25 protein-coding genes and 1 pseudogene are annotated in these 26536 nt (G+C 44.6%); 13 read left to right on the top strand and 13 right to left on the bottom strand.

The features are described 5' to 3' along the window. Nucleotides 1-930: 930 nt before the first annotated feature. On the bottom strand, nt 931-1866 hold the full coding sequence (locus VTAP4600_RS26425; protein WP_231897985.1) for an SLC5/6 family protein: 936 nt from the start codon (nt 1864-1866) through the stop codon (nt 931-933). Between the two features lie 12 nt (nt 1867-1878). Then, a complete protein-coding gene (locus VTAP4600_RS20550) occupies nt 1879-2067 on the bottom strand; it encodes a hypothetical protein (RefSeq protein ID WP_102524635.1) in 189 nt (62 codons plus the stop codon). 391 nt (nt 2068-2458) lie between these two features. Between VTAP4600_RS20550 and VTAP4600_RS20545 the strand changes: the two genes are divergently transcribed. Further along, nucleotides 2459-2854 (top strand): hypothetical protein, encoded by a 396-nt coding sequence (locus VTAP4600_RS20545; RefSeq protein WP_102524634.1) that lies wholly within the window; start codon nt 2459-2461, stop codon nt 2852-2854. A 63-nt stretch (nt 2855-2917) separates the two neighbouring features. Here the strand turns inward: VTAP4600_RS20545 and VTAP4600_RS20540 are convergent, their stop codons facing one another. The 7 genes from VTAP4600_RS20540 to VTAP4600_RS20510 all read right to left on the bottom strand — a co-directional run bounded on the left by VTAP4600_RS20540 (nt 2918) and on the right by VTAP4600_RS20510 (nt 9982). Continuing rightward, the gene (locus VTAP4600_RS20540; protein ID WP_102524633.1) at nt 2918-3436 is read right to left on the bottom strand and encodes a YgjV family protein; all 519 of its coding nucleotides are present in this window, start codon (nt 3434-3436) and stop codon (nt 2918-2920) included. A gap of 82 nt (nt 3437-3518) precedes the next feature. Continuing rightward, nucleotides 3519-4145: a bifunctional 4-hydroxy-2-oxoglutarate aldolase/2-dehydro-3-deoxy-phosphogluconate aldolase gene (locus tag VTAP4600_RS20535; RefSeq protein ID WP_102524632.1), complete on the bottom strand. Its 627-nt coding sequence runs from the start codon at nt 4143-4145 to the stop codon at nt 3519-3521. Continuing rightward, the gene (locus VTAP4600_RS20530) at nt 4142-5110 is read right to left on the bottom strand and encodes a sugar kinase (RefSeq protein WP_102524631.1); all 969 of its coding nucleotides are present in this window, start codon (nt 5108-5110) and stop codon (nt 4142-4144) included. The genes VTAP4600_RS20535 and VTAP4600_RS20530 overlap by 4 nt, the downstream gene beginning before the upstream one ends. 1 nt (nt 5111) lies before the next feature. Then, entirely contained in the window at nt 5112-6530 is a 1419-nt protein-coding gene (gene uxaC / locus VTAP4600_RS20525; RefSeq protein WP_102524630.1) for a glucuronate isomerase, read from the bottom strand. Between the two features lie 70 nt (nt 6531-6600). Next, nucleotides 6601-8064, bottom strand: coding sequence for a fructuronate reductase (locus tag VTAP4600_RS20520; protein WP_102524629.1), 1464 nt, complete (start codon nt 8062-8064; stop codon nt 6601-6603). A 74-nt stretch (nt 8065-8138) separates the two neighbouring features. Further along, a complete protein-coding gene (locus VTAP4600_RS20515; RefSeq protein WP_102524628.1) occupies nt 8139-9446 on the bottom strand; it encodes a TRAP transporter large permease in 1308 nt (435 codons plus the stop codon). A gap of 17 nt (nt 9447-9463) precedes the next feature. After that, the gene (locus tag VTAP4600_RS20510; RefSeq protein WP_172443189.1) at nt 9464-9982 is read right to left on the bottom strand and encodes a TRAP transporter small permease; all 519 of its coding nucleotides are present in this window, start codon (nt 9980-9982) and stop codon (nt 9464-9466) included. A gap of 288 nt (nt 9983-10270) precedes the next feature. Here VTAP4600_RS20510 and VTAP4600_RS20505 point away from each other — a divergent pair, with 288 nt between their 5' ends. The 10 genes and pseudogenes from VTAP4600_RS20505 to VTAP4600_RS20460 all read left to right on the top strand — a co-directional run bounded on the left by VTAP4600_RS20505 (nt 10271) and on the right by VTAP4600_RS20460 (nt 20786). Then, nucleotides 10271-11254: a TRAP transporter substrate-binding protein gene (locus VTAP4600_RS20505; protein WP_102524626.1), complete on the top strand. Its 984-nt coding sequence runs from the start codon at nt 10271-10273 to the stop codon at nt 11252-11254. Nucleotides 11255-11393: 139 nt separating this feature from the next. Continuing rightward, nucleotides 11394-12155, top strand: a complete 762-nt coding sequence (locus VTAP4600_RS20500; protein ID WP_102524625.1) for an FCD domain-containing protein — start codon at nt 11394-11396, stop codon at nt 12153-12155. Between the two features lie 145 nt (nt 12156-12300). Beyond that, nucleotides 12301-13482: a mannonate dehydratase gene (gene uxuA / locus VTAP4600_RS20495; protein WP_102524624.1), complete on the top strand. Its 1182-nt coding sequence runs from the start codon at nt 12301-12303 to the stop codon at nt 13480-13482. 213 nt (nt 13483-13695) lie between these two features. Then, nucleotides 13696-14853 carry an acyl-CoA desaturase gene (locus VTAP4600_RS20490; protein WP_102524623.1) on the top strand — a complete coding sequence of 386 codons (1158 nt, stop codon included), beginning with the start codon at nt 13696-13698 and terminating at the stop codon, nt 14851-14853. 154 nt (nt 14854-15007) lie between these two features. Next, nucleotides 15008-15127: pseudogene (locus VTAP4600_RS26420) on the top strand (cupin domain-containing protein); the annotation flags it as partial. Nucleotides 15128-15426: 299 nt separating this feature from the next. Then, nucleotides 15427-16665 carry a cytosine permease gene (codB, locus tag VTAP4600_RS20480; protein WP_102524621.1) on the top strand — a complete coding sequence of 413 codons (1239 nt, stop codon included), beginning with the start codon at nt 15427-15429 and terminating at the stop codon, nt 16663-16665. 9 nt (nt 16666-16674) lie between these two features. Further along, complete coding sequence (locus VTAP4600_RS20475) at nt 16675-17952, top strand: cytosine deaminase (RefSeq protein ID WP_102524620.1); 1278 nt, start codon at nt 16675-16677, stop codon at nt 17950-17952. A gap of 198 nt (nt 17953-18150) precedes the next feature. Then, on the top strand, nt 18151-18384 hold the full coding sequence (locus tag VTAP4600_RS20470; RefSeq protein ID WP_102524619.1) for a helix-turn-helix domain-containing protein: 234 nt from the start codon (nt 18151-18153) through the stop codon (nt 18382-18384). Next, complete coding sequence (locus VTAP4600_RS20465; protein WP_102524618.1) at nt 18377-20341, top strand: DUF2075 domain-containing protein; 1965 nt, start codon at nt 18377-18379, stop codon at nt 20339-20341. The genes VTAP4600_RS20470 and VTAP4600_RS20465 overlap by 8 nt, the downstream gene beginning before the upstream one ends. Nucleotides 20342-20507: 166 nt before the next feature. Then, nucleotides 20508-20786: a helix-turn-helix domain-containing protein gene (locus tag VTAP4600_RS20460; RefSeq protein WP_102524617.1), complete on the top strand. Its 279-nt coding sequence runs from the start codon at nt 20508-20510 to the stop codon at nt 20784-20786. A gap of 34 nt (nt 20787-20820) precedes the next feature. Here VTAP4600_RS20460 and VTAP4600_RS20455 read toward each other — a convergent pair whose 3' ends face one another. Then, nucleotides 20821-21429 carry a GyrI-like domain-containing protein gene (locus tag VTAP4600_RS20455; RefSeq protein WP_102524616.1) on the bottom strand — a complete coding sequence of 203 codons (609 nt, stop codon included), beginning with the start codon at nt 21427-21429 and terminating at the stop codon, nt 20821-20823. A gap of 81 nt (nt 21430-21510) precedes the next feature. Beyond that, complete coding sequence (locus VTAP4600_RS20450; protein ID WP_102524615.1) at nt 21511-22374, bottom strand: plasmid pRiA4b ORF-3 family protein; 864 nt, start codon at nt 22372-22374, stop codon at nt 21511-21513. 363 nt (nt 22375-22737) lie between these two features. On the opposite strand from VTAP4600_RS20450, the gene VTAP4600_RS20445 reads away from it, so the two are divergent. Next, nucleotides 22738-23091 (top strand): ABC transporter substrate-binding protein, encoded by a 354-nt coding sequence (locus VTAP4600_RS20445; RefSeq protein WP_231897984.1) that lies wholly within the window; start codon nt 22738-22740, stop codon nt 23089-23091. Nucleotides 23092-23420: 329 nt separating this feature from the next. Beyond that, entirely contained in the window at nt 23421-25334 is a 1914-nt protein-coding gene (locus VTAP4600_RS20440) for a hypothetical protein (protein WP_102524614.1), read from the top strand. Nucleotides 25335-25437: 103 nt separating this feature from the next. Here the strand turns inward: VTAP4600_RS20440 and VTAP4600_RS20435 are convergent, their stop codons facing one another. Further along, a complete protein-coding gene (locus tag VTAP4600_RS20435) occupies nt 25438-25983 on the bottom strand; it encodes a hypothetical protein (protein ID WP_231897983.1) in 546 nt (181 codons plus the stop codon). Continuing rightward, nucleotides 25976-26509 (bottom strand): hypothetical protein, encoded by a 534-nt coding sequence (locus VTAP4600_RS20430; protein WP_102524613.1) that lies wholly within the window; start codon nt 26507-26509, stop codon nt 25976-25978. The genes VTAP4600_RS20435 and VTAP4600_RS20430 overlap by 8 nt, the downstream gene beginning before the upstream one ends. Between the last annotated feature and the right edge of the window lie 27 nt (nt 26510-26536).

The following is a 26536-nucleotide window of genomic DNA, read 5'->3' as shown; positions in this document are numbered from 1 at the left end:
AACTCACAACGCTCTAATATTCCATGCGCTGCTGTTGTCCCTATAGAGCCGGCGAGGTTTCTTTCGATATTCTTCCGCAATGTATTGAGTTCGAGTAAAGTACATTGTTGTTGATTAAGTAAACTCACATCTAACAAGCTCTTTTTAACAATTTGATCTACTTTTTGATGAGCCAAATACGCCTCTAGTGCACTCCGAACCATTTGGCAGCGTTGATTTAGATCGATATAAGCTTGTAGATCCAATTCTAATCTCGGTACGTCATCCGAGCTAAAACAACTCTGTAGCTCTTTGTAATATTGTTGCTCCTCTTTACCACCAGGAAATAAAATAGACCCCAAGCAAAACATGGCAACATTTATTGAACAACTCCAGAAAACGCCATGGCTAATAGGATCAATACCTTCCATTCCCATCAAAGCTCTTGGTGCGAGAATATCTAATTCCCAAGGACCATAGGCTAACCATTCAGATAACGATAATATTCCTGAGTCAACTAAGGCTGGTAAAAACAAGCAATACATCCAGAATGCAAAACCGCTACAAATACCAAAAAGCGCTCCAATTCGACTTGCTTTACTCCAAATCAAGCCACCAACTGCAGCAGGAGTAAACTGTAAAACGGCAGCGAAAGACAAAATACCCATGCTGGCAAGAAACTCACTATTCCCAACATATCGATTAAACAGATAGCCAATGCTCACAACGATGGCCACGACCGCCCATCGTAAAGGCAATAAATGACGGCGAAAAACAACGAGCACCGAAAAGCGTTCAATAACGGGTAAAACTAAATGGTTTGAGACCATGACTGAGATGGCGATAGTACTCATAACGACCATGCCCATCGATGCCGAAAAACCTCCGATATAAATAAAGAAAGTCAACCAAGTACTCGCATACTGCTGGGGCAACAACAAAACGAAACTATCAGCATTTCCGGCAGGAAAACCTAGCAACAACGCACCAAGCACAACAGGAATTACAAACAGCGTGATCAAAAATAGATAGGTAGGAAGTGCCCATTGGGCCGTTTTTAGGTGCTCTGGGTTTGTATTTTCCACAACCATAACTTGAAACTGTCGGGGCAGGAAAAAAAAAGGCATTCATCGACAAAAAGAGGTAGCAAATCCAGGTGCTCATAGGTACCGTTCGATTGAACCCATCAAACAGATCGCTAGAATTTCGAAGGCTTTCAGCTTGCGAAAACAAATCACCTAAGCCGTCAAATAGGCCAAAAGTAACAAACAGACCCAACGCGACAAAAGCAACGATTTTGACCAGCCCTTCAAATGCCATCGCCAGTATAACCCCTGGGTGATGATCTGAGATATCTAGCCGCCTCAATCCAAACAAAATTGTAAATGCGACTAAAAATATCGCACTGAACTCTTCAACTCCCCAAAAGCCTACCTCTGCGCTGGCCGTATTACTCAAAACTCTAAAGCCTATGCTTATCGCTTTGAGTTGAAGTGCGATATAAGGAGCTACACCTAAAGCAATAAATAAAGTAACCAACGCCGCAATCGAAGCAGAGCGGTAATAACGAGTTGAAATAAAATCAGCAATACTGGTTATATGATAAGTGCGCTTGATGGCAAATATTCGATTCAGCAAAACCGAACCAAATATCATCCCAAGCATTGGTCCCCAATATATTGCTAAGTAGAGTGAGCCAGCCCTTGTCGCTGAACCTACAATGCCAAAGAATGTCCATGAGGTACAATACACAGCGAGGGATAGAGTATACACCCACGGCCCCTGAGCAATCCTATTCAGCCATGTTTCTTGCTTCTGACCAAAAGTCGCAATCGCTAACAATAACAAGAGATAACCAAGCAACCCGACAATTAAATAGCTCGTCATTGTCATTCCTAATCACTTATTGATAATGCGAAGGAAAATTAAGTTAATTAACCAAATGACGATCATCTTATAAAACAGTTCGCTAAGCGTCATATTCGCTTGGTTATAAACTAAATATGACATCGCAACCACGTCAATCAATACCAAGCCAATTTTGATTTCAATATGATTTAGCGACTCACGAAAGCTCACGAAATTCATCACGACCTCCTACCTTATTACCTTTAAAGGTAGCACATTTAAATTTTCTTCTTGAGAGAGTTTCTTCCTCAATCGACACCTAAAAGTTATATATTCACCGCTTTCAATAACCACTTGGAATATATATTTACAGCAAACAAATCAAACTGTGACGGCGATTCACACACTTATCATATTGGTTGATCTAGGTCTCTAACAAACTCAAAATTGGTCGACCAATAATAGTATTGGTTGTACTCTATCTAGGTAGAAAGATCGCCAAAATACTGAAATAAAAGGGCTAGCACACATCAGGCATGCCATTTCCTACGTGATTAAGTTGGTTACCAATATCATGGATAACAGCCTTGCTCAGCAGCCCCTACTTGATTTCTGAATAAGGATAATAATCATGAATCAATACGCAAATGTCCTGAGCTGGGAGGATAAAAGTATCCCGCACCGCCTATGGATTGAAACTCACAAAGATAAAGCTCGCCTTTGCATGAAGGTCGTTAAAGATGTCGAACCTGAAATATTAACGTTAGATCTTGGCACTAGCCAAGCACAGGTCATGGCCTCTTGGCACGGTATGGCATTTCCAATTTCATCTGCATTTGACAAGAATGGACTGTTTTCTCAGGTAAGATGTTTGCTTAATTTAGCGGATGGTTGTGTTATCTGGGCCGTTAATCATATAGAGCTACCAAACGGAAAGAAAATGTCGGCAGACAAGCTGGCATTCATTCCCAATATGCGTCAGTGCTATGGGGACTTAATTGCCATTGAAAAAACCTCGACCCATTAAACAATTAACATCATTAGCCTATTTCTGTTTTTACGGTATTCAATAGGCTAATCATACTTTTCGCTATTTCATCAGCAGCTTATTCTCTGCTCGTTGCTCGATGACAACCCGAGCGATGGTGTATCCATTAACCAGAATAAACGTTGTTTCCATTAACGTTCCTCCGACAGAGCCCAGTAGCAAATTGTTGGTTAACCAACAGCAAGAGTTAAACAACACCAGCAGCCTCATTGAAACCCCTTGAGCTCGAAATAATCCGTAAGTTGCCACTGATGTGCCAAACAATGTCAGTAATTCATAGTAATGATTGAGTTGCGGTACGCCCATCAGCCACAACATCGCAATGAAACCACTCATTACCCACAATGATTTGGTTTTGGTGGAAGCATAACTTCTTAGTGCACTAATCCCGCAGCCAATTGCCGCAACCATCGCGCCCATCAAAACGAAATGACTGCACAATACGAGTTGGAACACCATTAAATGCAGGCGAAATTTACGGCCATCTTTTTGCAAAAATGCCGTTGCTCCAATCAAAAATGCGAACAACCCGACACCTTGTGCCACATTCATTTCTATCATTGAATTTACCTTACAAAAATGGCCCCCAACTGGAGGCCAAATAATACGACAATACCTTGGTATATCGGGGTGTCTGTTAAGACTATTTCACTAATTCAGCCGCTTCACGAGCCAGACGACCAATTTCATCCCAACGGCCTTCATTGATCATGGTTTTGTCGACCATCCAAGTACCACCGCAAGCAAAAACACGATCTAATCCGAGGTAATCTTGGACATTATTTACGTTTACGCCGCCCGTTGGCATAATTTGAATGTCACCGTATGGCGCCAGCAACGCTTTAAGCATGTTAATGCCACCAGACGCTTCTGCGGGGAAGAACTTCAGTGTTGTTAACCCCATTTCTAGAGCCGCTTCTACCGCAGTTGGGTTATTCACCCCCGGAACAATATCAATGCCGATCTCTTGGCAAGCTTTGACGGTATTTGGGTTAAAACCCGGCGAAACGACAAACGTTGCACCCGCTTCTTTTGCGGCTATCGCTTGAGCGCGGTTAAGTACGGTTCCTGCACCGATCAGCATGTTCGGTTGATCTTCTCTTAGTAAGCGAATCGCTTCGGCGGCCGCATCAGAGCGAAAGGTGATTTCCGCCGCGGGTAGGCCATTTTCAGCCAACGCTCTGCCAAGTGGAATAATATCTTCCGCGCGATCGAGCGCAATTACGGGAATAATTTTAACGGCCGCTAATTGATCCAATGTACTGTTCATTCACTTACTTCCTTCGTCTTAATTTCTGGTTTGATACTTTGAATATGAGCCATCGCTTCTTTCGCAATAATCGCTCCTTTATGCTGTATTACCGTGCCCGCCATTTGGTGCCCTAGTTCTGCGCATTCTTTGGCTGCACGTTCAGCTAGCCATGCAGCCAAAAAGCCCGCATTAAAGGAATCACCAGCCGATGTCGTATCAACAACATGCTCAATTTTATGGGGCGCAACGATCTCTTGCTGGTTAGCATCGAAATCACGGAAGATACACGCGTCTTTTCCGCGCTTAAGCACCGCTCGTTTCACGCCAGCAGAATGTAACCTAGCGAGGGTTTGTTCGTCACTGTTGTCCCCCCACAGCAAGCGTTCATCGTCGTTCGTGACTAGCGCCAAATCGGTCACCGACAGGACTTCGCTATAGCACTGCCTAGCTTGTTCTTCCGTATCCCATAAGGTAGGACGGTAGTTAGAATCAAAGGCAATCTGTACGCCTTTTTCAGACGCCGCCTGTAGCATCTCTATCAATATTTCTCGGTCTACCTGCGGCAAAATAGCCAAGCTTATGCCACTGAGGTAAATCATATCCATTTGCAGAATTTCACGCTCAACTTGATCAAATAACGGGTGACGCAGCAAATAACGCGCTGCCGATTGATTACGCCAATAAAGAAAAGTACGCTCGCCGTTCTCGTCTAATTGAATTAAATACAGACCAGGCTGACGGTTGTTGTCTGTCAGCACTAACTCGGTATTGACGCCTTCGTTTTCCCAGCGATTGATCATACCAACGCTTAAGGGGTCACTCCCCATCGCGGTGACGTAATGAACCTGAATGCTTTGATTAGCGATGCGAGATAAGTACACCGCCGTATTCAAACTGTCTCCGCCGTATGTTTGCAGCATTTGGCTAAACGGCTCTCCGTTTAGCTCAATCATGCACTCACCGATAAGCGCAATTTTTTTCATACTAGGCTCCTGGCTTCGCGAAATAAGCTTGGGCGTTATTGCTGCAAATGTCTTTCACTAACCCACCTAGCATGCCAATGTCGTTTGGCACTTCGCCATTTTCAACCCAGCGCCCCAACATATCACACAGAATACGACGGAAATATTCATGACGAGTGTAAGATAAAAAGCTACGTGAATCCGTTAACATGCCGACGAACTGGCTCAGTAATCCGAGTTGAGAAAGCTGTTCTAGTTGACGCTGCATGCCATCTTTTTGATCATTAAACCACCAACCAGAGCCAAACTGAATTTTACCTGCCACGCCTCCCCCTTGGAAGTTGCCTACCATGGTTGCGATCATTTCGTTATCTCGTGGGTTCAAACAGTACAGGATCGTTTTTGGTAGTTGATCACCTTGATCGATAGCATCGAGCAAACAGGCTAATTGCAAGGCAAATGGCTGATCGGCGATGGAATCAAAACCACTATCAGGGCCAAGTAAATCAAACATGCGGGAATTGTTATTACGCTGTGCACCAATGTGTAACTGCATCACCCAATGACGCTTGCAGTACTGCTGGCCAAGCCAAACTTGTACGGCCGTGCTGAACTGATCAACTTCGTTATCTTGCAGTGCCTGACCTTTCAAGCGACGAGCTAACATAGCGTCGAGCTCGGTTTCACTCGGTACTTTACCAAAACGGACGACTTCAATTCCGTGATCTGCTGCGCGGCAACCGTGCGCGTCAAAATGATCTAACCTACGCTCTAATGCCGTAAGTAAGTCAGCAAAACGAATAATCTCTATGTCCGCCGTTTCACTGAGCAATTGCATGTATTCGCCGAAACCGTCCAGTTCAATTTTAAAAGCTCTATCGGGGCGCCAGCTCGGTAACACATCAATATCAAAGCTTGAATCTTCCGCTATTTTCTTATGGTGTTCTAGGCTATGGATCGGATCATCGGTTGTCCCTGCCATCACCACGTTCATTTGCTTCATGATGCCACGCGCCGAGAACTCCGAACTTTGCAGCATTTCATTGCATTGGCCCCAAATTTCATCCGCCGTATCGGGGCCAAGCAGTTTGCCTGTAATGCCAAATGGGCGACGCAATTCTAAATGGCTCCAATGGTATAGAGGATTACCAAGGGTTTTAGGTACGGTATTCGCCCACGCGATGAACTTGTCATAGTCGCTGGCTTCTTTACCTGTGATGAGTGCTTCTGGAACACCGGCCGCACGCATACCGCGCCATTTGTAGTGGTCACCCTCTAACCATATTTGTGCCATATTGCCAAACTGACGATCATCAGCCACTTCCTGTGGGTTTAGATGACAGTGGTAATCGAAAATCGGCATATCAGCAGCATAATCATGATAAAGACGACGCGCCGTATCATTGCCTAATAGGAAATCTTCACACATAAACTGTTTCATTGTTTACTTCCTTATTGGCAGAACCGCTAGGCTCTACCAACGAATTTTTTTGTGGAGGAGAAGTTACCGCTTACAGAGACGCGACCGCAGCTCGGGCACCCTTGTTCGCAATCAGCTGATACGCTTTAGTCACTTCAACGACAAACGCATCGTTCTTGATGAGGTCAGTAGAGAAAATCGCTTCAACTCCGAGTAACCCCCTGACCACGGCTTCGTCACTGCTGCTTTGGTTGTGGATTTCTTTTAGCTGCTGTGCCATAGGGTCACGCACATCAATCTGTGCGCCTTTTTCATCTTCAGCGCCGACATAACGCATCCACCCGGCAATACCCATCGCAATCCAACGATAATCCGTGTCTTTCTCTAAATGGAAACGCAACGAACCACCCATGCGTTGAGGGATTTTTTGGCTGCCGTCCATCGCAATTTGCCACGTTTGGTGCTTCAGTGATGGGTTAGTAAAACGGTCAATCAACAAGCGGGCGTATTTTTCCAGATCGGTGCCTTCAGGCATATCTAAGCTTGGAGCCTGAGCGTTCATCATCATGTCAAAAGCCGCACTGCGATAGGCCGTATTGGTCATCGTATCTGAGATGTGCGGGTAACCGCCAAGGTAGCCAAGGTAAGCCAAAAATGAATGACTGCCATTAAGCATGCGTAACTTCATTTCTTCATATGGCACAACGTCATCAACAAATTCGGCACCAGCCACATCCCAATTAGGGCGGCCATTTACGAACTTATCTTCGATGACCCATTGACGGAAAGGTTCACAAGCAATACCACATGGGTCGCTGACCCCCATTAATTGGGCAATTTCACTCAAGGTTTCGTCCGTCGCCGCAGGGACAATTCGGTCAACCATGGTGCAAGGAAACGTCACGTTCGCTTCAATCCAGCCTGCAAGTTCTTCATCAACCAACATAGCGAAATCAAGAACCGATGCTCGTGCAACATGGCCATTTTCTTGAACGTTATCGCAAGACATGACGGTAAATGGCTGAATGCCACGCTCACGGCGAATACGCAGTGCCTCCACAATGTAGGCAATCGCAGAGTCTGGTTCATGGCGATGTTTTAAATCACGTAGGATAAGACCATTATTTTTATCTAAACGGCCTGTTGCCGGATCTGCGCAGTAGCCTTTTTCGGTAATGGTCATGGAAACAATCGCGACCTGTTCTTCGGCCATTTTGTCGAGCACTGCGGCTCTACCATCCAATTGAGGGTGTAAGGATTCGGTCACCGCACCGCTGACTTTTAGCGTATTTTTATCGGCGCCTTTTTCTACTACCGTATACAAATGGTCTTGCGCTCGAAGTTGGTTAACCAACTCTTCACCACCAAATAAGTTGATTTCGCAAATACCCCAGTCGCTGCCCGATTTTTGAGCCGTTTCACAGGTATATAAGCCTTGGTGAGCGCGGTGAAATGCACCAAAGCCTAGGTGAACGATGCGGCTTTTTAGCTGGTCACGTGGGTAGTTTGGCCATTGGATATGATCGTGTTTCGTGATGTTTGCAATCGTTGTCATTTTTAGTTCCCTACCCCATAGCCAATCGGTGCCATGGGGTGTTATGTAATCGTCTTAAGAGAGGGGCTCGCTACTTACATGCCGTAATCAAGGACTAAGCCAGGAAGGAAGAGGCTCAATTCAGGAATGAAGGTAACGGCCGCTAATGCAACAATCAGCGCAGCATAGAAAGGCAACAATGGTTTTATTACCTTATCAATTGAAATGTTCGCCACAGAACACCCAATGAACAATGCGCTCCCCACTGGTGGCGTACAGATGCCAATCGCCAAGTTAAACGTCATCATGATGCCGAAGTGAACCGGGTCGATACCCAAGTCCAACGCTATCGGCAGAAAAATAGGGGTGAAAATAAGAATCGCAGGCGTCATGTCCATGAAGATCCCGACAATCAACAAAATAATATTGATAATAAGTAGGATCATCAGAGGGTTTTCAGAGACCGCTAGTAGAGCGTCAGCAATCATGTAAGGAACATCGGCATTTGCCATCGCCCATGACATGCCCATCGATGCACCCACTAGCAACAACACAATAGAAGTGGTCACCGCAGACTCTAAAATAATGCCCGGTAAATCACGCAGTTTTACTTCGCGGTAGACCAATACCGCTAAGGTAAAGGTATAAACGACCGCAATCGCGGAGGCTTCTGTTGCTGTAAAGATACCGCCAATGATGCCGCCCATAATGACCGTGACCAGCAACAATGATGGAATCGCCTTAACGGTGGTGTCCCAAACTTCTGCCAGGGTCGGTTTTTCAGCAACCGGGTAGCCGCGGCGTTTAGCGATAAAGCCCGCAACCAGCATCAAACTCAAGCCCATGATAATTCCGGGAATATAACCGGCTAAGAATAACGCCGCGATGGATGTCCCACCGGATACCAATGAAAATACAATCAAAGTATTACTGGGTGGAATTAACAAACCCGTAGGGCACGAAGTAATGTTAACCGCCGCAGAAAAATTTTCATCATAGCCGTCTTTTTTCTGAAGTGGAGACATGGTGCCGCCCACAGCCGCCGCAGACGCAACCGCCGAACCAGAAATAGAACCAAACAGCATATTTGCCATGACATTTACATGGGCAAGAGACCCCGGTAAACGACCACCAAGCACCTTAGCGAAATTGATCAACCGAACCGCGATGCCGCCTTGGTTCATAATGTTTCCCGCTAAGATAAAGAACGGGATCGCGAGCAGTGCGAAATTATCAAGGCCAGCGGCCATACGTTGAGCAACAACCGCAATAGCTGGCTCAAGAGGTAAACTCATCATGATTGTTGCTAATGATGATAATCCGATAGCAAATGAGACAGGGATACCTAAGCAGAGTAACACTGCGAAGCTACCAAATAAGGTCAAAATGACTTGCCAATCCATAGTCGTGTTCCTTTATATTAATTGATTGATTCGGGTTGTTCTTGAGTCACTTTTTCATGGCCAAATAACGCTTGGACTTTCTCAGTTCCAAAGATGACTGAGTAGAAAATCATCAACAACCCGCTGATTGGCAAACATAAGTACACGTAGCCCATTTCTAACCCTAATGCAGGTGTTACCTGCCCAGTCGCCAGTGTTTTCATGGCTAAGCTTGTTCCGCCATACACCAGAACAATGCTCGCAAATGCGGTAATGGCGACCTGAATGATAATTTCATTCACTAATTTGCGTTTACCCGTAAGCTTCATCGTGAGTAAATCTATTGCTAAGTGACGCTTTACGCCTGTTGTATAAGCAGCCCCAACCAGCGCTACCCACATAAACAAATAACGAGCGAGTTCATCCGTTACCGTGCTAGGTTTTCCTATGACATAACGTGATACCACTTGCCAAATTACACACAAAACCAAAAAGCTGGATAGCGAGACAGTGAACCCCGCCAGCGCCTTATTTACATAACGAACCCATTTACTCATGCTAATTCCTTGATTTCATCTAATACACCTTTCTGTGGTCAACCAAATTTAAAAATGATGCCAGCACAAGATGTCTAATTCACCCATAGATTATAAATAAACCACACAAATGTCATGTGAGGCACATCACACATAGATTGGCTGACCAATAATTCCCTCAAATCCGTGACTTCGGTCAACCAATTACGAATTGGTCTTTGACTGAGCGACTTTCATCTTCAATAATGAATCCGTACTCAAATGTACCCCTACATAAAAACGGATAACCAATCTCACGGAGATACGATAATGATGACGCGTAAAAGTGTACTAACCACATTAATTGGTGCAGCTCTAACAGTAGGCGCTTCGGCTTCTGCATTTGCAGCAACAACACTAAAGCTGAGCCACAACCACCCACGTGACCATGCCGTTCATAAAGCAATGGACTACATGGCGAAAGAAGTAAAGCAACTCACTAATGGTGAAGTGAAAATTCGTATCTACCCTGATGCTCAGCTGGGTACTCAACGTGAGTCAATGGAGCTAATGCAAAACGGTGCATTGGATATGGTGAAATCGAACGCAGCAGAATTAGAAGCATTCGCGGCAGATTACTCGGCCTTCAACCTTCCTTACCTTTTCCGAGATCAGCAGCACTACTATGATGTTCAGCAAGGTGAAATTGGTGAGGAAATCTTGGCTTCTTCTGCGAAAAGTGGCTTTGTTGGCCTAACTTACTATGATGCGGGCGCACGTAGCTTCTATACATCTAAGCCAATCAATACGCCGGCTGATCTAAAAGGCATGAAAATTCGTGTTCAACCGAGTCCGTCGGCCATCAACATGGTTAAAGCGCTCGGTGGTAACCCAACCCCTCTTGCATACGGTGAGCTATACACCGCATTACAACAAGGTGTTGTCGATGCCGCTGAAAATAACATCCCTTCGTTTAGCTTGAGCCGTCACAGTGAAGTGTCTAAATACTTCAGCTTAGACCAGCACACTATGGTTCCAGATGTATTAGTTGTCTCAACAAAGTCCCTTGATAAATTGACCGAAGATCAACAAAAAGCACTTAAGACGGCGGCCTTGAAATCTTCTGAACTAATGAAAAAACTTTGGGCAGAATCAGAAACCAAAGAACGTGCAAAAGCGGAAAAAATGGGCGTGACATTCGTTCAACCGGATAAAGCTTCCTTCGTAGCGGCCGTACAGCCAATCTACGCTGAACTAAAAACAAGCAACCCAGAATTAAACTCTCTGGTAGAGCGCATCAAAGCAGTTCAGTAAGCAATTGCTTTAAATGCAACAAAGGCGAATAAAGAATAGATCAAGGTGTTGTTTCACTTTATCATACAGAGGTTGACCAATATCCGTATTGGTTATTATGATGGCGTAATGTGTTCGACGGGATATAGTGACTAATATAATGATTCAATTTGAACCGAAAAGACCTTATCAAGAATTAGGGTTAATACTAAGAGCAGAACTCAGTGATGGTCGTTACCAAGTCGGTGACAGGCTGCCTCCAGAGCGCGATATTGCAGAACGACTCGACGTCAGCAGAACCGTCGTACGTGAAGCCATTATCATGCTCGAGCTTGAGAATCTGGTCGAAGTAAAAAAAGGTTCAGGAGTCTATGTTCTCAATATTCCTGGAAGCCCAAATAACCGAGAAAACATCGTCAGTGATGACGCTGGCCCATTTGAAATGCTGCAAGCAAGGCAATTACTTGAGAGTAACATCGCTGAATTTGCGGCCATTCAAGTCACTCCTGGTGATATAGCCAAAATGCGCTCTGCGCTAGAGCTAGAACGTCGAGAGTTAGCCAACGGCGAAAGTAACTGCTTAGGGGATGAACAATTTCACCTCTATATTGCAGAAGCAACGCAAAACTCGGTATTGGTAGATATGCTGAAACAATCATGGGCACGACGCGAGCAAAGTCCGATGTGGAAAAAACTCCACACTCGTATTAGCAGCCAGAATTACCGCGAAGAATGGTTAGATGACCACGCAATAATCCTAGCTGCAATGCAACGCAAAGACCCAATTGCTGCCAAAAACGCTATGTGGCAACACCTTGAAAATGTCAAACAACGCCTCTTAGAGCTATCAAATGTGGACGATCCTGATTTCGACGGATACCTATTTGGCTCTAACCCCGTGGTATCGTTACTAAAGGCATAATGCAGGCGAGCTTTATCGCTCGCTTATTCCGCCTAACGCTTACCGCACCTAACTTTACCGTTTTCTTTCAACGGTAGTAAATGTCGTTAAATACTTAATTCGATTCAACTCGACGGGTTAAGTGTGCCCAAAAAAGGTGATTGTCATGGAACAAACTTGGCGTTGGTATGGCCCGAATGATCCCGTTTCTTTAGATGACGTACGTCAGGCTGGAGCAACCGGAGTCGTAAACGCACTGCATCATATTCCTAATGGTGAAGTGTGGACGAAAGAAGAAATTCTAACTCGTAAAGCATTAATAGAAAGTAAGGGGCTGACTTGGTCAGTCGTAGAAAGCGTGCCTGTTCACGAAGAAATCAAAACCCAAACAGGCCATTACCAAATTTGGATTGAACACTATAAACAAACACTGCGTAACCTCGCAGAGTGTGGCATAGACACCGTTTGTTATAACTTTATGCCCGTTCTCGATTGGACAAGAACCGATCTGGAATATCAAATGCCAGACGGTTCACGAGCATTACGTTTTGACCAAGACGCTTTCGCAGCATTCGAACTTTTCATCTTGAAACGTCCCGGAGCAACAGACACCTACGACGAGCAAGAACAACGGCGCGCACAAGATTACTTTGAATCAATGACTCAAGCAGACATTGATAAACTAACAAGCAATATCATCGCAGGCTTACCCGGCGCTGAAGAGGGTTACACCCTAGAAGAGTTCCAAGCACAGTTGGATCGCTACGACGGTATTTCCAAAGACAAGCTGCGTGAAAATATGGCGTACTTCCTCAAGGAAATCATGACCGTTTGTGAACCTCACGGGCTAAAAATGGCCGTTCACCCAGACGATCCACCGCGCCCAATTCTAGGCCTACCACGCATTGTCTCAACCATTGAAGACGTAGAGTGGTTAACCAATGAAGTACCAAGCAAGATGAACGGATTAACCATGTGTACCGGTTCTTATGGTGTCCGTGGTGACAACGACTTAGTCAATATGATTAAACAACATGGCGAGCGCATCTACTTTACTCATTTACGCTCGACACAACGTGAAGAAAATCAACTTAGCTTCCATGAAGCCGCCCACCTTGATGGTGATGTGGATATGTACAACGTGGTAATGGCACTTCTTGAAGAAGAGAACCGACGTGAAAAAGGAGGCAAAGCCGCTCTCATTCCAATGCGACCGGATCATGGCCACCAAATGTTGGACGATTTAAACAAAAAAACAAACCCGGGTTATTCTGCAATTGGCCGCCTGAAAGGCTTAGCTGAGGTGCGTGGACTCGAGATGGCGCTCAAACGCAGCTTCTTCTCATAACGACACACCGGATACACCACTAACAACCATTCCCTTGGTTTTGGGCCTCCTTTAAGAGGCCTTTTTTGTGTCTGTTTCACGCGAAATACCTGCCGCCTTCTCACATGCCGATCTTTTATACAACTCGACGCAACAATTTACATTTTGACATTTGACTTACACGTGTGCGCTGATAATCTAGCGAACAAGTGTACGCTCAAAGGATCAATTTGCATGACAACGGAAAAAAAGCCGCCATTACTCTGGCTAAATATCTTCATATTTTCATCCAGTATGTTACTCGCCCTAGTGGCTGCGCCTTTGTATGGCGTCTATCACGGATATGGGGCTGAGCACTGGATCTGGCTCGCGGTGTGTTTCTCTTTTTGTAACCTTTCGATTACCGCAGGTTATCACCGCCTTTGGTCTCACAAGGCCTTTCAAGCTCACGCTAGCTTACGCTTCATCTTTGCCATTGGCGGCGCGTTCGCCCTGCAAAATAGTGTATTGCATTGGTCGTCTGATCACCGTGTCCACCATAAGTTTGTTGACGACAATGACAAAGACCCTTATTCCGCTAAACGTGGTTTTTGGTATTCCCATATTGGTTGGATGCTTCGTCACTATAACCTGGCGGTTTACTCGGATTACAGCAACTGCCGTGACTTACAAAAAGACAAAATCGTCATGTGGCAACATAAGCATTACGCATTGCTTGCTCTGCTGACCAACCTAGGTATCCCTGTATTATTAGGACTGATTTACCAAGACATCATCGGTATGCTCTTGATCGTCGGCGCCGTGCGTTTGGTACTCAACCACCACACCACCTTCTTTATTAACTCACTCGCTCACATCTGGGGAAGCCAACCATACACAGATAAAAACACCGCTCGTGACAACGGCATTCTTGCGGTACTGACGTTTGGAGAGGGTTACCATAACTACCACCACATCTTTGAGAATGACTACCGTAACGGCATTTATTGGTGGCAGTATGATCCAACGAAATGGCTAATCAAATCTTGCGAATGGCTTGGTCTTGCGAGTAAGTTGCGTAAATCACCGCCACTTCGAATAGAGAAAGCGCGTGCCAAGATGACGCTACAAATCGCTCAGGCTCGAATTCATCACTTACCGAATCGCAACCAGATCTCGGATAAATTGCAAAATGAATTCGAAGTGCTCACCGGTCATATGACAGAATACTACGAGCTGAAAAAGCAACTATTGGAAAGCAAAAAAGAAGACTTGGTAAAGAAATATGAATATTCGATTCTTAAAATTCGTTACCAACAAATGAAAGCCAATTTAGAAAATCAAAAGCGTCAATGGAACCAAACCATTGCCAATGTCAGTGCTATGGCCGTTCCTGAAGCCAAACCTCAATAGTGGCTAACCACGCATCGGCTAGTAACTACTAACCGCTCCTCAGTCATTGACTCAAAAGACGGCCGATAACGCCGTCTTTTGAGTATTTGGAGCTTTCTGTTCAATGAGCAACCATTGCCTGATCAGTATTAGTACTCATGGAACAAGGAAAACAGAACATGTCACCTTGCTGAAATCGCCAAAAGATAAAGTATTTCAACCTCACTCTCACCTTGGTGGAGAAGAAGTATTGAGTCTATCTGGCACCTTTCAAGACGAACACGTGCATTCCCCTTGGTTATCTATCTTTAGCAGGCAACGCCTAAAGAAGTGAATCCACACGCTATGAAACCAAGCAACACCAAAGTCAGACTAAAAAAACAACATCACCACAATTTCAATTTTATAATTTAAAAAACAACCAGTTAAATATAAATTATTTTTAGCAAACGCTTGCAACTTAAATTTAATGTTGACACCACTATTTTTGGCACTATTATGCGCGACGTTTGCCTAAAAAACGGCAATACAAAATGGCATATAACGTGACATGTTAAATGGCATAACAATTTGGAATAATCAGCGGAGGCACACATGGCATCGGACAACAATTACAGTTTAGGGCCCGTTCCACAATCGGCCAGAAAAGGCATTGCATCCCTAACAATGGTGATGCTCGGATTGACCTTTTTCTCAGCCAGTATGTGGACAGGCGGCTCACTTGGCACCGGTCTTAGCTTCAACGATTTCTTCCTCGCCGTTCTCATCGGTAACTTACTTCTCGGTATCTACACCTCATGTCTTGGCTACATTGGCGCTTCAACTGGTCTTTCTACTCACCTTCTTGCTCGTTTCTCTTTTGGTTCTAAAGGCTCTTGGCTACCGTCATTACTACTAGGCGGTACGCAAGTTGGTTGGTTTGGCGTGGGTGTGGCGATGTTTGCTATCCCTGTCCATAAAGCGACCGGTATTGATACCAACACCCTAATCATCGTATCTGGCTTATTAATGACGGCCACCGTCTACTTTGGTATTTCAGCTCTCATGGTACTTTCTGCCATAGCGGTTCCTGCGATTGCTATCTTAGGAGGCTACTCAGTATTCACCGCGGTCGATAGCATTGGCGGCGTTGCCGAACTGCAAAAAGTCCAACCCGCAGAGCCGATTGATTTTTCAATTGCCGTTGCCATGGTAGTCGGTTCTTTTGTCAGCGCAGGCACCTTAACAGCAGATTTTGTCCGTTTCGGCAAGAAACCAGCAGGTGCGGTACTTATTACTATGATTGCCTTTTTCATTGGTAACTCATTGATGTTCATCTTTGGCGCTGCGGGTGCCTCGGTAACCGGTCAGTCCGACATATCTGAAGTCATGATTGCCCAAGGCTTGCTTATTCCTGCCATTATCGTACTTGGCTTAAATATTTGGACCACCAACGACAACGCTTTATACGCTTCTGGTCTTGGTTTCTCTAATATCACAGGGCTACCGAGCAAATACATCTCGATGGCAAATGGCGTCGTGGGCACCTTGTGTGCGCTTTGGCTATATAACAACTTTGTTGGCTGGTTAACCTTCTTGTCTGTTGCGATTCCACCGATTGGTGGCGTGATCATCGCCGACTTCCTAGTCAACCGTAAGCGCTACCAGAAGTTCGAGAGCTACGAATTTAAAACCGTCAACTGGGCGGGCATTTTCGCCGTCGCCATCGGCGTTGCTGCAGGCCATTTTTTACCGGGCGTTGTGCCACTAAATGCTGTACTTGGCGGTGCAATCAGCTATCTTGTGCTTAATCCTATCTTGAATAAGAAAACGGCCACTGCGCAAACCGCGTAAGGAACAAAAATGACCTCATTACTGATAAAAAACGCCAAGCTTCAACACCAAGATGGTGTATTCCAAATTTTGGTAAAAGACGGCCAATTCGAAACCATCTGTGATAATGCCACATCACTCAAGCATGATGGCGACGTACTTGACGCAGAAGGCGGCCTAGCGATTGCGCCGTTTTGTGAGCCTCACGTGCACCTAGACACGACTCAAACGGCAGGTGAACCAAGCTGGAACATCTCAGGTACATTATTTGAAGGCATCGAGCGTTGGTCAGAGCGCAAACAAACCCTTTCAATAGAAGACGTAAAAACGCGTGCCATGCAAACCCTTAAATGGCAAATTGCTAACGGTATTCAGCATGTGCGTACTCACGTAGATGTCTCCGATCCGACGCTTGTCGCGCTAAAAGCCATGATTGAAGTGCGCGAAGAAATGAAGGAGTGGGTCGATATTCAAATCGTCGCGTTCCCACAAGAAGGCATCTTGTCTTACCCAAATGGCAAAGAACTGTTGGAAGAAGCCGTGCAGCTCGGCGCTGACGTCATTGGTGCCATCCCTCACTTCGAATTCACCCGTGAATACGGCATTGAGTCTTTGCATTATGTGTTCGAACTGGCGCAAAAATACGACCGCTTGATAGACGTACACTGTGACGAGATTGATGATGAACAATCGCGCTTTGTCGAAACCCTTGCCGCGCTGGCGCACAAGTTCAATATGGGTGACAGGGTAACAGCCAGTCACACAACAGCGATGCACTCTTACAATGGCGCCTACGCTTCGCGCTTGTTCCGTTTATTAAAAATGTCTGGCATTAGCTTTGTTGCCAACCCATTAGTCAACATCCACCTACAGGGCCGTTTCGACGACTACCCAAAACGCCGTGGTGTAACACGCGTAAAAGAGATGCTAGCCGCCGACATTAACGTCTGCTTTGGTCACGACGATGTGTTTGACCCATGGTATCCACTAGGTACCGCTAACATGCTTCAAGTGCTGCACATGGGGCTACATGTATGCCAAGTCATGGGTTACGACCAAATCAACCAATCGCTTGACCTAATCAGCACTAACTCTGCTCGTACACTGAACATTCAAGACCGTTACGGTATTGAAGAAGGCAAACCGGGCAGCTTAATCATTCTGCCGGCTGAAAATGGTTTCGATGCCGTTCGTCGCCAAACGCCAGTGCGCTACTCTATCCGCCACGGTAAAGTCATTGCCGAAACCAAGCCTGCACAAACGCAGATTTGTTTGGGTGAGACTGAGGAAGTGGATTTTAGGAGATAGGTTAGAGGCTAGAGGCTATAGGCTATAGGCTATAGGCTAGAAAAGACTAAAAAAGCTGGTACTTAGGTGCCAGCTTTTTTTATGCTTAGACCTTAAGGTAAGGTATCAAACCACACTATATGTGACTTATAGTCCGTGGACTTATAAGTCACATAGCAACACGATAAGTCATCATTTGTTGAGACTTATTAGATAGTTGTGAACGAGCATATTTTAATTCCCTTTGGACTGCATATTAAGCAGCTCCGCCTTAAAAAGAACATCAGCCAAGAAGAACTCGCAGCGCTATGTAGTTTGGACAGAACTTATATTAGTGGTATTGAACGCGGCATTCGCAACGTTAGCTTAGTCAACATCATTAAGCTAGCAAATGGCTTACAGGTTGAAGCCCAGACATTACTCCAATTCACAGTTGGAGAATTCAATGAGTAATCGAGCTTTCTATCACGCTTCATTAGATTCATTCCTTAAGCAGTCAATTCCATCAATCGTTGGCACAACAACCCAACACCACACGCAAGACCTCAAATTCCAGCAAACGTCTGCATGGACGACTCAAGTCCAGATTCTTCAAGAAGCCCTATCCGATTTAAAAAGCTCTAACAGTAAAATCTATTTTGAGTTTCTAATCCCAAGAATGGGCAAACGTGCCGACGTTATATTGGTTCACTCAGGCATTGTATTTGTAATCGAATTTAAGGCTGGTGAAAGCAAATTTCATTCTGCCGATAGCCAACAAACACATGGTTACGCTTTAGATATGAAGAATTTTCATAAAGGTAGCCACGACAAACTGATTGTTCCCATTCTTGTTGCAACAAAAGCGACGGTTACTGGATCTGACCACGCTCTTTCTCTAGCATCCGATAATGTCGCAACGCCAGTCCTCACTAATGCTGAGAGCTTGAAAAACGTGATCACTCATTTGAGTGTTAAATACCAACAATCGAGTTTCGATGCGGATGGCTGGGCTAATTCGGGCTATATGCCTACCCCTACTATCGTTGAAGCAGCCCAAGCCTTATACGCTGATCACGATGTAAATGACATAGCCCGAAATGAGGCTGATACACAAAATTTAGGGATCACTAGCGCTCAACTGCTCGAGCTCATTCACGAATCTAGGACACAAAAGAAAAAAACGATTTGCTTTGTCACAGGTGTGCCCGGAGCCGGAAAAACGCTGGTTGGACTTAATATTGCTAATACTCACTCCAACCCAAAAGACAATGAATATTCTGTCTTTTTAAGCGGAAATGGCCCGCTAGTTACAGTCCTTCAGGAAGCTCTGGCGATCGATAAATCCTCTCGCGAAAAAGTCACTAAAGCCCATGCTCGAAGAGAAACAAGCTCATTTATTCAAAACATTCACCGCTTCAGAGATGAATGTTTAGATGGATCAATCCCGCCAGAAAAAGTAGCTATATTTGATGAGGCCCAACGTGCATGGAACGCTGAACAAGCGTCTAAATTCATGCAAACAAAAAGAAACAAACCCGACTTCAACCAGTCAGAGCCTGAATTTCTTATCGAAGTCATGGACAGACATGAAGACTGGGCTGTGATTATTTCCTTAATCGGAGGCGGGCAAGAAATAAATACTGGCGAGGCGGGTTTAGCTGGGTGGTTAGATGCGCTGTCGGATCGGTTTGATGACTGGCACGTATATTGTTCTGATCAACTGCTCACTGGTGACTACGTTTCCGATGGTGTTACAGCAAGCAGCTTACAGCACAGTACTATCTTACCAAGCTTGCATTTAGCCACATCAATGCGCTCGTTTCGAGCAGAAAAACTCTCAAGTTTTGTCCATCATGTGATTGCCAATAATCGAGAAAAAGCCAGCCGCATCGCGCAAACTCTAGATGGTGTTTATCCACTTAAGATTACCCGCAATTTAGAACAAGCAAAAAACTGGCTAAAACAACAATCTCGTGCAACGGAAAGCCGTGGCGTACTCGCTTCTTCTAACGGAATTCGTTTGAAAGCTGAAGGGATTTTCGTTAAAAATCGATTCAATCCAGAGTATTGGTATCTCAGCCCACAAAGTGATATTCGCTCTAGTCATTTTCTTGAAGACGTTGCAACTGAATTTGATGTGCAAGGTTTAGAGTTAGATTGGTGTTTAGTCGGCTGGGATGGTGACTACCGACACAATGGTATCAATTTCCAACACTGGAAGTTCAAAGGCACTAATTGGCAGAAGCGACACAAAGAAGAGGAACTGCGTTACCTTGAAAATGCCTATCGTGTTCTATTAACGCGTGCTCGACAGGGTATGGTTCTATTCGTTCCGCATGGTTGTGATAGCGACGATACTCGCCCACCAAGTTTCTACGACCATACATACCAATATCTTTTGGACTGTGGTTTTTCAGAATTAATTTAGCGGCTGTGCGAGAAGGTAAGCTGATCATATAGGAAACGGTAACTTGCTTACCATATTTCCCATTTCAAAGCAGTAACGCTAGTATATAGAGGCTTTCTGCCCTGCGATTGGGATAATATGGTCTTTAGGAGCACTTTGAAGGCTCTTTTCTTTTTTGGAGCAATACATGTCACTGAGCAAAACGAAAACATCATTCTATAGACGTATTTTCATCGCACACTTAATAGACAACGGCTTTAATACTCTACCCAAAATTCAAGACGAAATCACCATTCCTCGTAGAACGGCTCAAGACACCATCGCAGCGCTTGAAGAATTAGATATTGATTGCCAATTCACTGGTGCACTAAAAAACGGCCACTACCAGATTGTCTCTTGGGGGCCGTTTAATAAAACATGGGTCAACGAGAATATCGCTCACATTAGAGCAGCGCTAGGCTATTAAGCTGCACCATGCTATGTTCGCATGAAGTGAGCAATCAAGAATACGGCTGCCTGATAATCGTCTTTAGGTTTTCAGGCTTTGTACGGCGAAAATCCGAAAGGTAGATCTCGTGGTGCTTACCTGCTAATTGGTTCCCATTACTTTCGATGAAACGATGCACTCGCTCAACCGTTGGTCCTTCTTCCGAAAATGGGCCAATGTGCATGGTTTGTGCGCATGGGCCTTCGGTAAAGGCTTCAAAACGTAGCTTATCGACGGCGGTGAGTTTCTTCTTAGTGCGCACCAGCTCAATCGCTTCGGCAACCAATGCTTCAGTAACATAACTTGGTTGCATTATCATCAAGGTCCACTTCCAATTTGCTTTATTATCAGCAATGAAGTCTTCCATGTCGTCGGCCCACCAAAGCCCTTCTAGCGGCAACACGCCGTAATCGATCGCCATTTTGTTTTTTTTAATCATGAATTTTAGTGTGTAGGAAACCGAATAAAGCGCTTCGATAGCCACACCAAACGATTCAGAACCCGGCTCGCCTAGGCCATCTATCATTAGATAGTGCATCTCTAAAACGTCTAAAACCTCAACCTTCTTTGAGGAAGGTCTGTATAAATGTTTTAGCTGTTTCTTAAAATCAATTTTAGACATGAAGAAGCCTCGTTCATTGAAATATCACCGATACAACTAACCGCTAAGTCAACACCGATACTTTTTACCGCACGGGTTTAATTACCTAAAAATATCATCTTGATCAAATGCAAAATAATCATCGACTACTTCGACCAAAGCTGCGCTCATTTCTTCTGCTTCTGGGATATTTGCAGATATTGTACTCTCCAATAAAGAAGTAGCTTGAAGCTGGCTTAACGATTTAACCGACTCATAGAGCTCTGGCTGACTTTGTTGCAATGTAGCAAGCAAAGATCGTAACACAATGTCCATTGCTTGATTTTGCAATACCGTTTGAACCTCCATTTGAGAGGCAAATTCATCCATATCGGCAAAGTTTTCGTCATCGAACGATTCATGCTCCAACATCATGTTCACATCTTCCGCATCGAAATACTCAGGGTCATAATATTCACCTAGCCAATCGATAACTTCTAAATGATCTTCGTGGCTCGGAGTCACGATAATTCTAAGTAAATTTTTATAGCCAGAAAGCCCACCACAGTTTTCCGGTGGACAAGCGCGCTTACCGGCTAAGCAAAAGTCGCTTTCCACTAAATCGGCAACAGGACGCACTTTCTCAAGGGTAATCGTATGCTCCCAATTATCTCCAAAGTCATAAGTATATTGCAGCTTATCACCTTTTTTCGCCATTACTTCAACCAAAGCCGTCTGTGACTCATCTTCGGCGCGACTGCTCAGATCCTCTTGATCCAGAATAGGGATGAATATACGCTCGTCTGCACTTGAGAAACTGTGCAGATGCTCTTCGTCCCATCCCATTGCACGTTGAATATAATCATGTAACTCGCCGAGATTGATGTCGTTAGAAACAAGGATACGGCGCCAGATCATTGGTTTAATACCATTTAGCGCGACTTTTAACTGGTAAGCCTGCAGTGGCTGAAAAGGTATGACGTTCATTTTTTATTCCCTTTTATTCGTATATATCAACCTATTATACGACCCATTCTCGCATATTTTCTGTTAAATTTTTGCCCCAGACACACCATATTAGATTAGGAGGTTCATTATTTAGAGCCTCTTTGCGCAATTTCAATAACGGACAATGTGCTTAACGTCACCTTATGCATCGCGATGAGTTTCACATAAATAGGTTAACGCGCCTGTCCTTTAAACGCTTCTGCATTTGCTGTCAAGAATTGATACTTTAGCCAAGATAGTAGGCGCGACTAATGAAGCAAAAACACTAAAAAAAAGGTGAATGCCGACTTAGCCTCGCTCAAGACAAAACAGTGTAAAACTAAACCCAATGCCATTTTCTTTATGCTAAATAAATCAGGCATAACACGTGTTGGCGGCGCGAAGACGGCCATAGACAGCATCATCACTTTAGCTGGGGGGCATAATCCGGCTCAGTCTTATTTTTCAGGTTATAAATCGACGAGTATGGAATCAATGGTAGAGGTGCAGCCTGACTATATTCTAATTAGCCAGCGAGCATGGGATATGTACCAAGATAAACAGATGATTTTAGATAAACTGCCCATTTTACGATCGACGCCTGCAGGCAGAAAGGCCTATATGTTGGTCGTTCCAAGTGGCGCCTTACTTGGTGGCCTTGGGTTAGACAGCATCAAGGTTGCAACACAACTCAACAAGCAGTTTTGCCCTGACTAAAACACTTATCACTTGTACTAGAGGCGGTAACCTCCCCCCCTCTAGTGCAATCAGCCGCTTATCCATACGACAATTAACGACAAACTTAAACAAAACACCGACAGACAAAGCCACTTTTCGTCCTTTACTCTCAATAACGTACATCTGAATTATAGAATGTTGTCTTCAAGCTTTACTCTACATAAATACTTCAACACGGTTATTGTCTACATCATTTATTGCCTATTCTGGCACAAGTTTAGAGTTAAACTCGCGATTGGCACATTAAAGATGATAAGCAAGCTTGGCGATAACTAAGCATCTACTTAGCCATTGTATAAGGAAAGAAAATGACAGCACCCAACAGCGACTGTTTGGCCTTTGACCATTCGATGATCCAAAAATCTAATGGCGATTTTCTCCCACCCTCTGTATGCAGTACCAACATTGGTAACTGGCTTAACAAACTCCAAAGTGCATTTGGTAAAAAACAGGCCAGCCGAGCAATTCCCTATATTCAAAAAGGCATCGATACGATTTACTCGGAACTTGAGGCGATGCGCTATAAGCACTACCAAAAATCAAGTAAAAGCTACGGCTATGGTGTCGCCGACATCACGGACGAGCCATTGTGGGTCGTTCTGGTAGGTCAAGTCAGTCGCAATTTTGCGAGTGTCGTGAAAATTGTGCATCCAAGCAAAACCCCTAATGAAGCGATACGCTCTAAACACATCAATCGAACCTTTTCTAGTTTTTTAGAGCAAAAAAGAACCTTGTTACAACACCTTCAAGGTGGCATTGCTAATAGCGGTGAACTCGGTCGACTGCAAGCACAAATCTTAGACGGGCAAATCGAATCACTAAAAAAAGCGTACGACACTCATGAACACTTTGACGAGAACATTTGGCTGATCCTCAACGATTACTACAGAAAACAACAGCTGCTACAAATGAGCCGTGGTAAAGGCAAGTCTTCGACGGCCGAAGCAAAGGGGAGCATCAAAGATGGCTCTGCCGTTCTCGATGTCAGTGGAGAATTGTTTGCCGAAGCAAAGATAAAATTTGAAAAGACCTGGGACTTCGGCGCCATGCGAAATGAGCTTGAAGCTTCAATGAGCATCGGTGCTAAGGTTGCTTACCAAGACAAAGCACACATTAATTTGGGAACGGGTGGTGGGGCAACGTACAAGAAAGGCACACCAGGTAAAGCCGAGATCGGCAATGTCTCAATGCCAGGGGTCAATGCCAGACTAAAGCAAACCAACTTCACCGACCCTGAACTTGAAAACAGAAATGGCTTTGTACCCATCCAACTGATTCCGGGCGTGGATATCGGCATTGATGCTTTCCTTGCCATTGAAGCAGGGCTAAAAGTCACCGTCACCCACCAGCTTACCATCGGACAGATAATGTCGATGAAAAATGAGGCGGAGCTATTTGTTGGTGCCGAGGTTAAAGGGCAAGTAAAAGGCGGAATCAATACCAGTAACATAATGGGAGCCGATGAAGTTTTTGTAGGCTCAATTAGCGGAAGTGCCTTTATTGGTGCTAAAGCCAAAGGCTCTAGTACTGTAACGTTTATGGCTCGTGGCATTAATGCGGTTTCGGCTCAAGTCAGTGGCGCGGTATCTGCGGGTGTTGGCGTTAATGGCACTGTGGAATCCATTGTTCGCCGTTCTGGTGACATTAAATTCCGCATGGCCGCAGGCGCAACAGCCGGGATTGGGGCAGACGTCGACTTCAACACAACGGTCAATCCGATGTTGTTTAAGGTCATTTTATGGGATCACCTAGCACACCACTTTACCACTCAAGCGTATCAAGACCGCACCAACGCTAAAATGGACTTCAAAATCAATAACGTGGTGCTGACTCGTTGCGATGAAAAATTGGTTACTTATCTTAACCAGATCAAATGCGACTACAACGCGTTGGCAGAAATGCTTTGGCGCCTGCCAGCGGATGCTCACACCAGCATGGCTGCAGGAGGAACCATACTGCACGATGCCATCAACAAACCTGATGATGCGGGCATTCAGCAGTATCTCACCTCGGTAGGCGTTGCCGATGACGAATACCTTTACGACGAAGATGAAATGACCAACGCAGAGCTAGGTATCGTTCACGGTGCACAAGCATTGCAATCGCAAAACAAAGCAGATAAACAGGCGAAAAAATCGCAATCACGAGGAAAAAGGCTGAAAAGAAAACTCAAAGGTCTGTTGGTGCTGCCACCGCGACCAGAGACCGAATTGGCGGCTTAACATCGCGTAATTAGCGTTAGGTCAACTTATCTCTAGTTGGCTATTACTTGAAAACTAAGCCTCTGCAGCGATATTTTTGCTGCAAAGGCTTATGTTCAAGGGCTTAGATGCTATCACTGTTATTCCCAAATACTTCATCCACATATGCCTTCACTACGGGTAACTCCCGGAAGTAACCATACATAGCGATACTAGTAATTTCGTCATCTGTGCAGTACTTCGGGTCTTTAACCATCGCTTCTACGATATGAGTGCTTGATAACAGAGTGAACGGAGGGCAGTCTACAAAGCCATGATCGCGAGCGATGCTCTTTTGCCTTTGATGTTCGAAGATTTGGCCGGGAATGGCAAAAATTAAACCAATAGCCAATAAAATAGCTAAAAGCTTCCCCATACGACCAGAGCCATCTTTGCCAAGTATGTGAGTCCAAATAATAAACAAAAGCAAAAATGGCATCGTAATTAGGCCGCATATTCCTATCATATAGGTTGGATCAACATAAACTATCTGATAATTGGCGGCCAATTGGATTTGCATCGTCTCCAACGTAAGGTATTCATTAAGCCTAAAAGCAGCAAAATAGCTCAAACCAACGCATATAATCATAACCAATAAGACGTGTAGAACATGCATGACTTTTTTAATCACTTAGCACTTCCTTACCGAACACTTCATCTACATACGCATTCACCGCAGGCAACTCCCGAAAATAACCGTACATAGCGATACTGGTGATTTCGTCATCAGTACAATATTGCGGATCTTTCACCATGGCTTCAACGATGTGAGTACTAGAAAGCAACGTGAACGGAGGGCAATCTACAAAACCATGATCACGAGCGATACTCTTTTGTCTTTGGTGTTCGAAGATTTGACCTGGAACAGCTAAAGCTAATGCAATCAATGTCGAAGCTGCTACGAGCTTGACTGAAATACCTAAGCTATCCTTTCCGAAAATATGAAGTTTAAATACAAACCAAACGTAAGGAGGAATAAATAAAAAGGTGGCATAAATGATCAGGTAAGTTGGATCAATATAAACTATCGCGTAATCATTATCTATTTGTCTGATTAAATTTTTAGTTTCGTAATAATCAATTAATTCGATAATAAAAAACCAGCACACTGCAAAAGATATGATTATAACCAACGCTAGTGATATGTACTTTTTCATCTAAAAACAGGCTCCGAATAAACTATT

Origin of the sequence: Vibrio tapetis subsp. tapetis (assembly GCF_900233005.1) — a bacterium.
Taxonomy (GTDB): domain Bacteria; phylum Pseudomonadota; class Gammaproteobacteria; order Enterobacterales; family Vibrionaceae; genus Vibrio; species Vibrio tapetis.
Note: the sequence above shows the minus strand (reverse complement) of the source record. Positions and strands in the feature narration are given on the sequence as shown.

Excerpts from the sequence above, each read along its gene's own strand:
- VTAP4600_RS20430 (WP_102524613.1), bottom strand. The coding sequence starts at position 26,509 with ATGAAAAAGTACATATCACTAGCGTTGGTTATAATCATATCTTTTGCA.
- VTAP4600_RS20450 (WP_102524615.1), bottom strand. The coding sequence starts at position 22,374 with ATGAACGTCATACCTTTTCAGCCACTGCAGGCTTACCAGTTAAAAGTC.
- VTAP4600_RS20490 (WP_102524623.1), top strand. The coding sequence starts at position 13,696 with ATGACAACGGAAAAAAAGCCGCCATTACTCTGGCTAAATATCTTCATA.
- VTAP4600_RS20530 (WP_102524631.1), bottom strand. The coding sequence starts at position 5,110 with ATGAAAAAAATTGCGCTTATCGGTGAGTGCATGATTGAGCTAAACGGA.
- VTAP4600_RS20445 (WP_231897984.1), top strand. The coding sequence starts at position 22,738 with ATGCTAAATAAATCAGGCATAACACGTGTTGGCGGCGCGAAGACGGCC.
- VTAP4600_RS20550 (WP_102524635.1), bottom strand. The coding sequence starts at position 2,067 with ATGAATTTCGTGAGCTTTCGTGAGTCGCTAAATCATATTGAAATCAAA.
- VTAP4600_RS20455 (WP_102524616.1), bottom strand. The coding sequence starts at position 21,429 with ATGTCTAAAATTGATTTTAAGAAACAGCTAAAACATTTATACAGACCT.
- VTAP4600_RS20510 (WP_172443189.1), bottom strand. The coding sequence starts at position 9,982 with ATGAGTAAATGGGTTCGTTATGTAAATAAGGCGCTGGCGGGGTTCACT.
- VTAP4600_RS20500 (WP_102524625.1), top strand. The coding sequence starts at position 11,394 with ATGATTCAATTTGAACCGAAAAGACCTTATCAAGAATTAGGGTTAATA.
- VTAP4600_RS20465 (WP_102524618.1), top strand. The coding sequence starts at position 18,377 with ATGAGTAATCGAGCTTTCTATCACGCTTCATTAGATTCATTCCTTAAG.
- VTAP4600_RS20535 (WP_102524632.1), bottom strand. The coding sequence starts at position 4,145 with ATGAACAGTACATTGGATCAATTAGCGGCCGTTAAAATTATTCCCGTA.
- VTAP4600_RS20440 (WP_102524614.1), top strand. The coding sequence starts at position 23,421 with ATGACAGCACCCAACAGCGACTGTTTGGCCTTTGACCATTCGATGATC.
- uxaC (WP_102524630.1), bottom strand. The coding sequence starts at position 6,530 with ATGAAACAGTTTATGTGTGAAGATTTCCTATTAGGCAATGATACGGCG.
- VTAP4600_RS20505 (WP_102524626.1), top strand. The coding sequence starts at position 10,271 with ATGATGACGCGTAAAAGTGTACTAACCACATTAATTGGTGCAGCTCTA.
- codB (WP_102524621.1), top strand. The coding sequence starts at position 15,427 with ATGGCATCGGACAACAATTACAGTTTAGGGCCCGTTCCACAATCGGCC.
- VTAP4600_RS20515 (WP_102524628.1), bottom strand. The coding sequence starts at position 9,446 with ATGGATTGGCAAGTCATTTTGACCTTATTTGGTAGCTTCGCAGTGTTA.
- VTAP4600_RS26425 (WP_231897985.1), bottom strand. The coding sequence starts at position 1,866 with ATGACGAGCTATTTAATTGTCGGGTTGCTTGGTTATCTCTTGTTATTG.
- VTAP4600_RS20520 (WP_102524629.1), bottom strand. The coding sequence starts at position 8,064 with ATGACAACGATTGCAAACATCACGAAACACGATCATATCCAATGGCCA.
- VTAP4600_RS20475 (WP_102524620.1), top strand. The coding sequence starts at position 16,675 with ATGACCTCATTACTGATAAAAAACGCCAAGCTTCAACACCAAGATGGT.
- VTAP4600_RS20460 (WP_102524617.1), top strand. The coding sequence starts at position 20,508 with ATGTCACTGAGCAAAACGAAAACATCATTCTATAGACGTATTTTCATC.
- uxuA (WP_102524624.1), top strand. The coding sequence starts at position 12,301 with ATGGAACAAACTTGGCGTTGGTATGGCCCGAATGATCCCGTTTCTTTA.
- VTAP4600_RS20545 (WP_102524634.1), top strand. The coding sequence starts at position 2,459 with ATGAATCAATACGCAAATGTCCTGAGCTGGGAGGATAAAAGTATCCCG.
- VTAP4600_RS20540 (WP_102524633.1), bottom strand. The coding sequence starts at position 3,436 with ATGATAGAAATGAATGTGGCACAAGGTGTCGGGTTGTTCGCATTTTTG.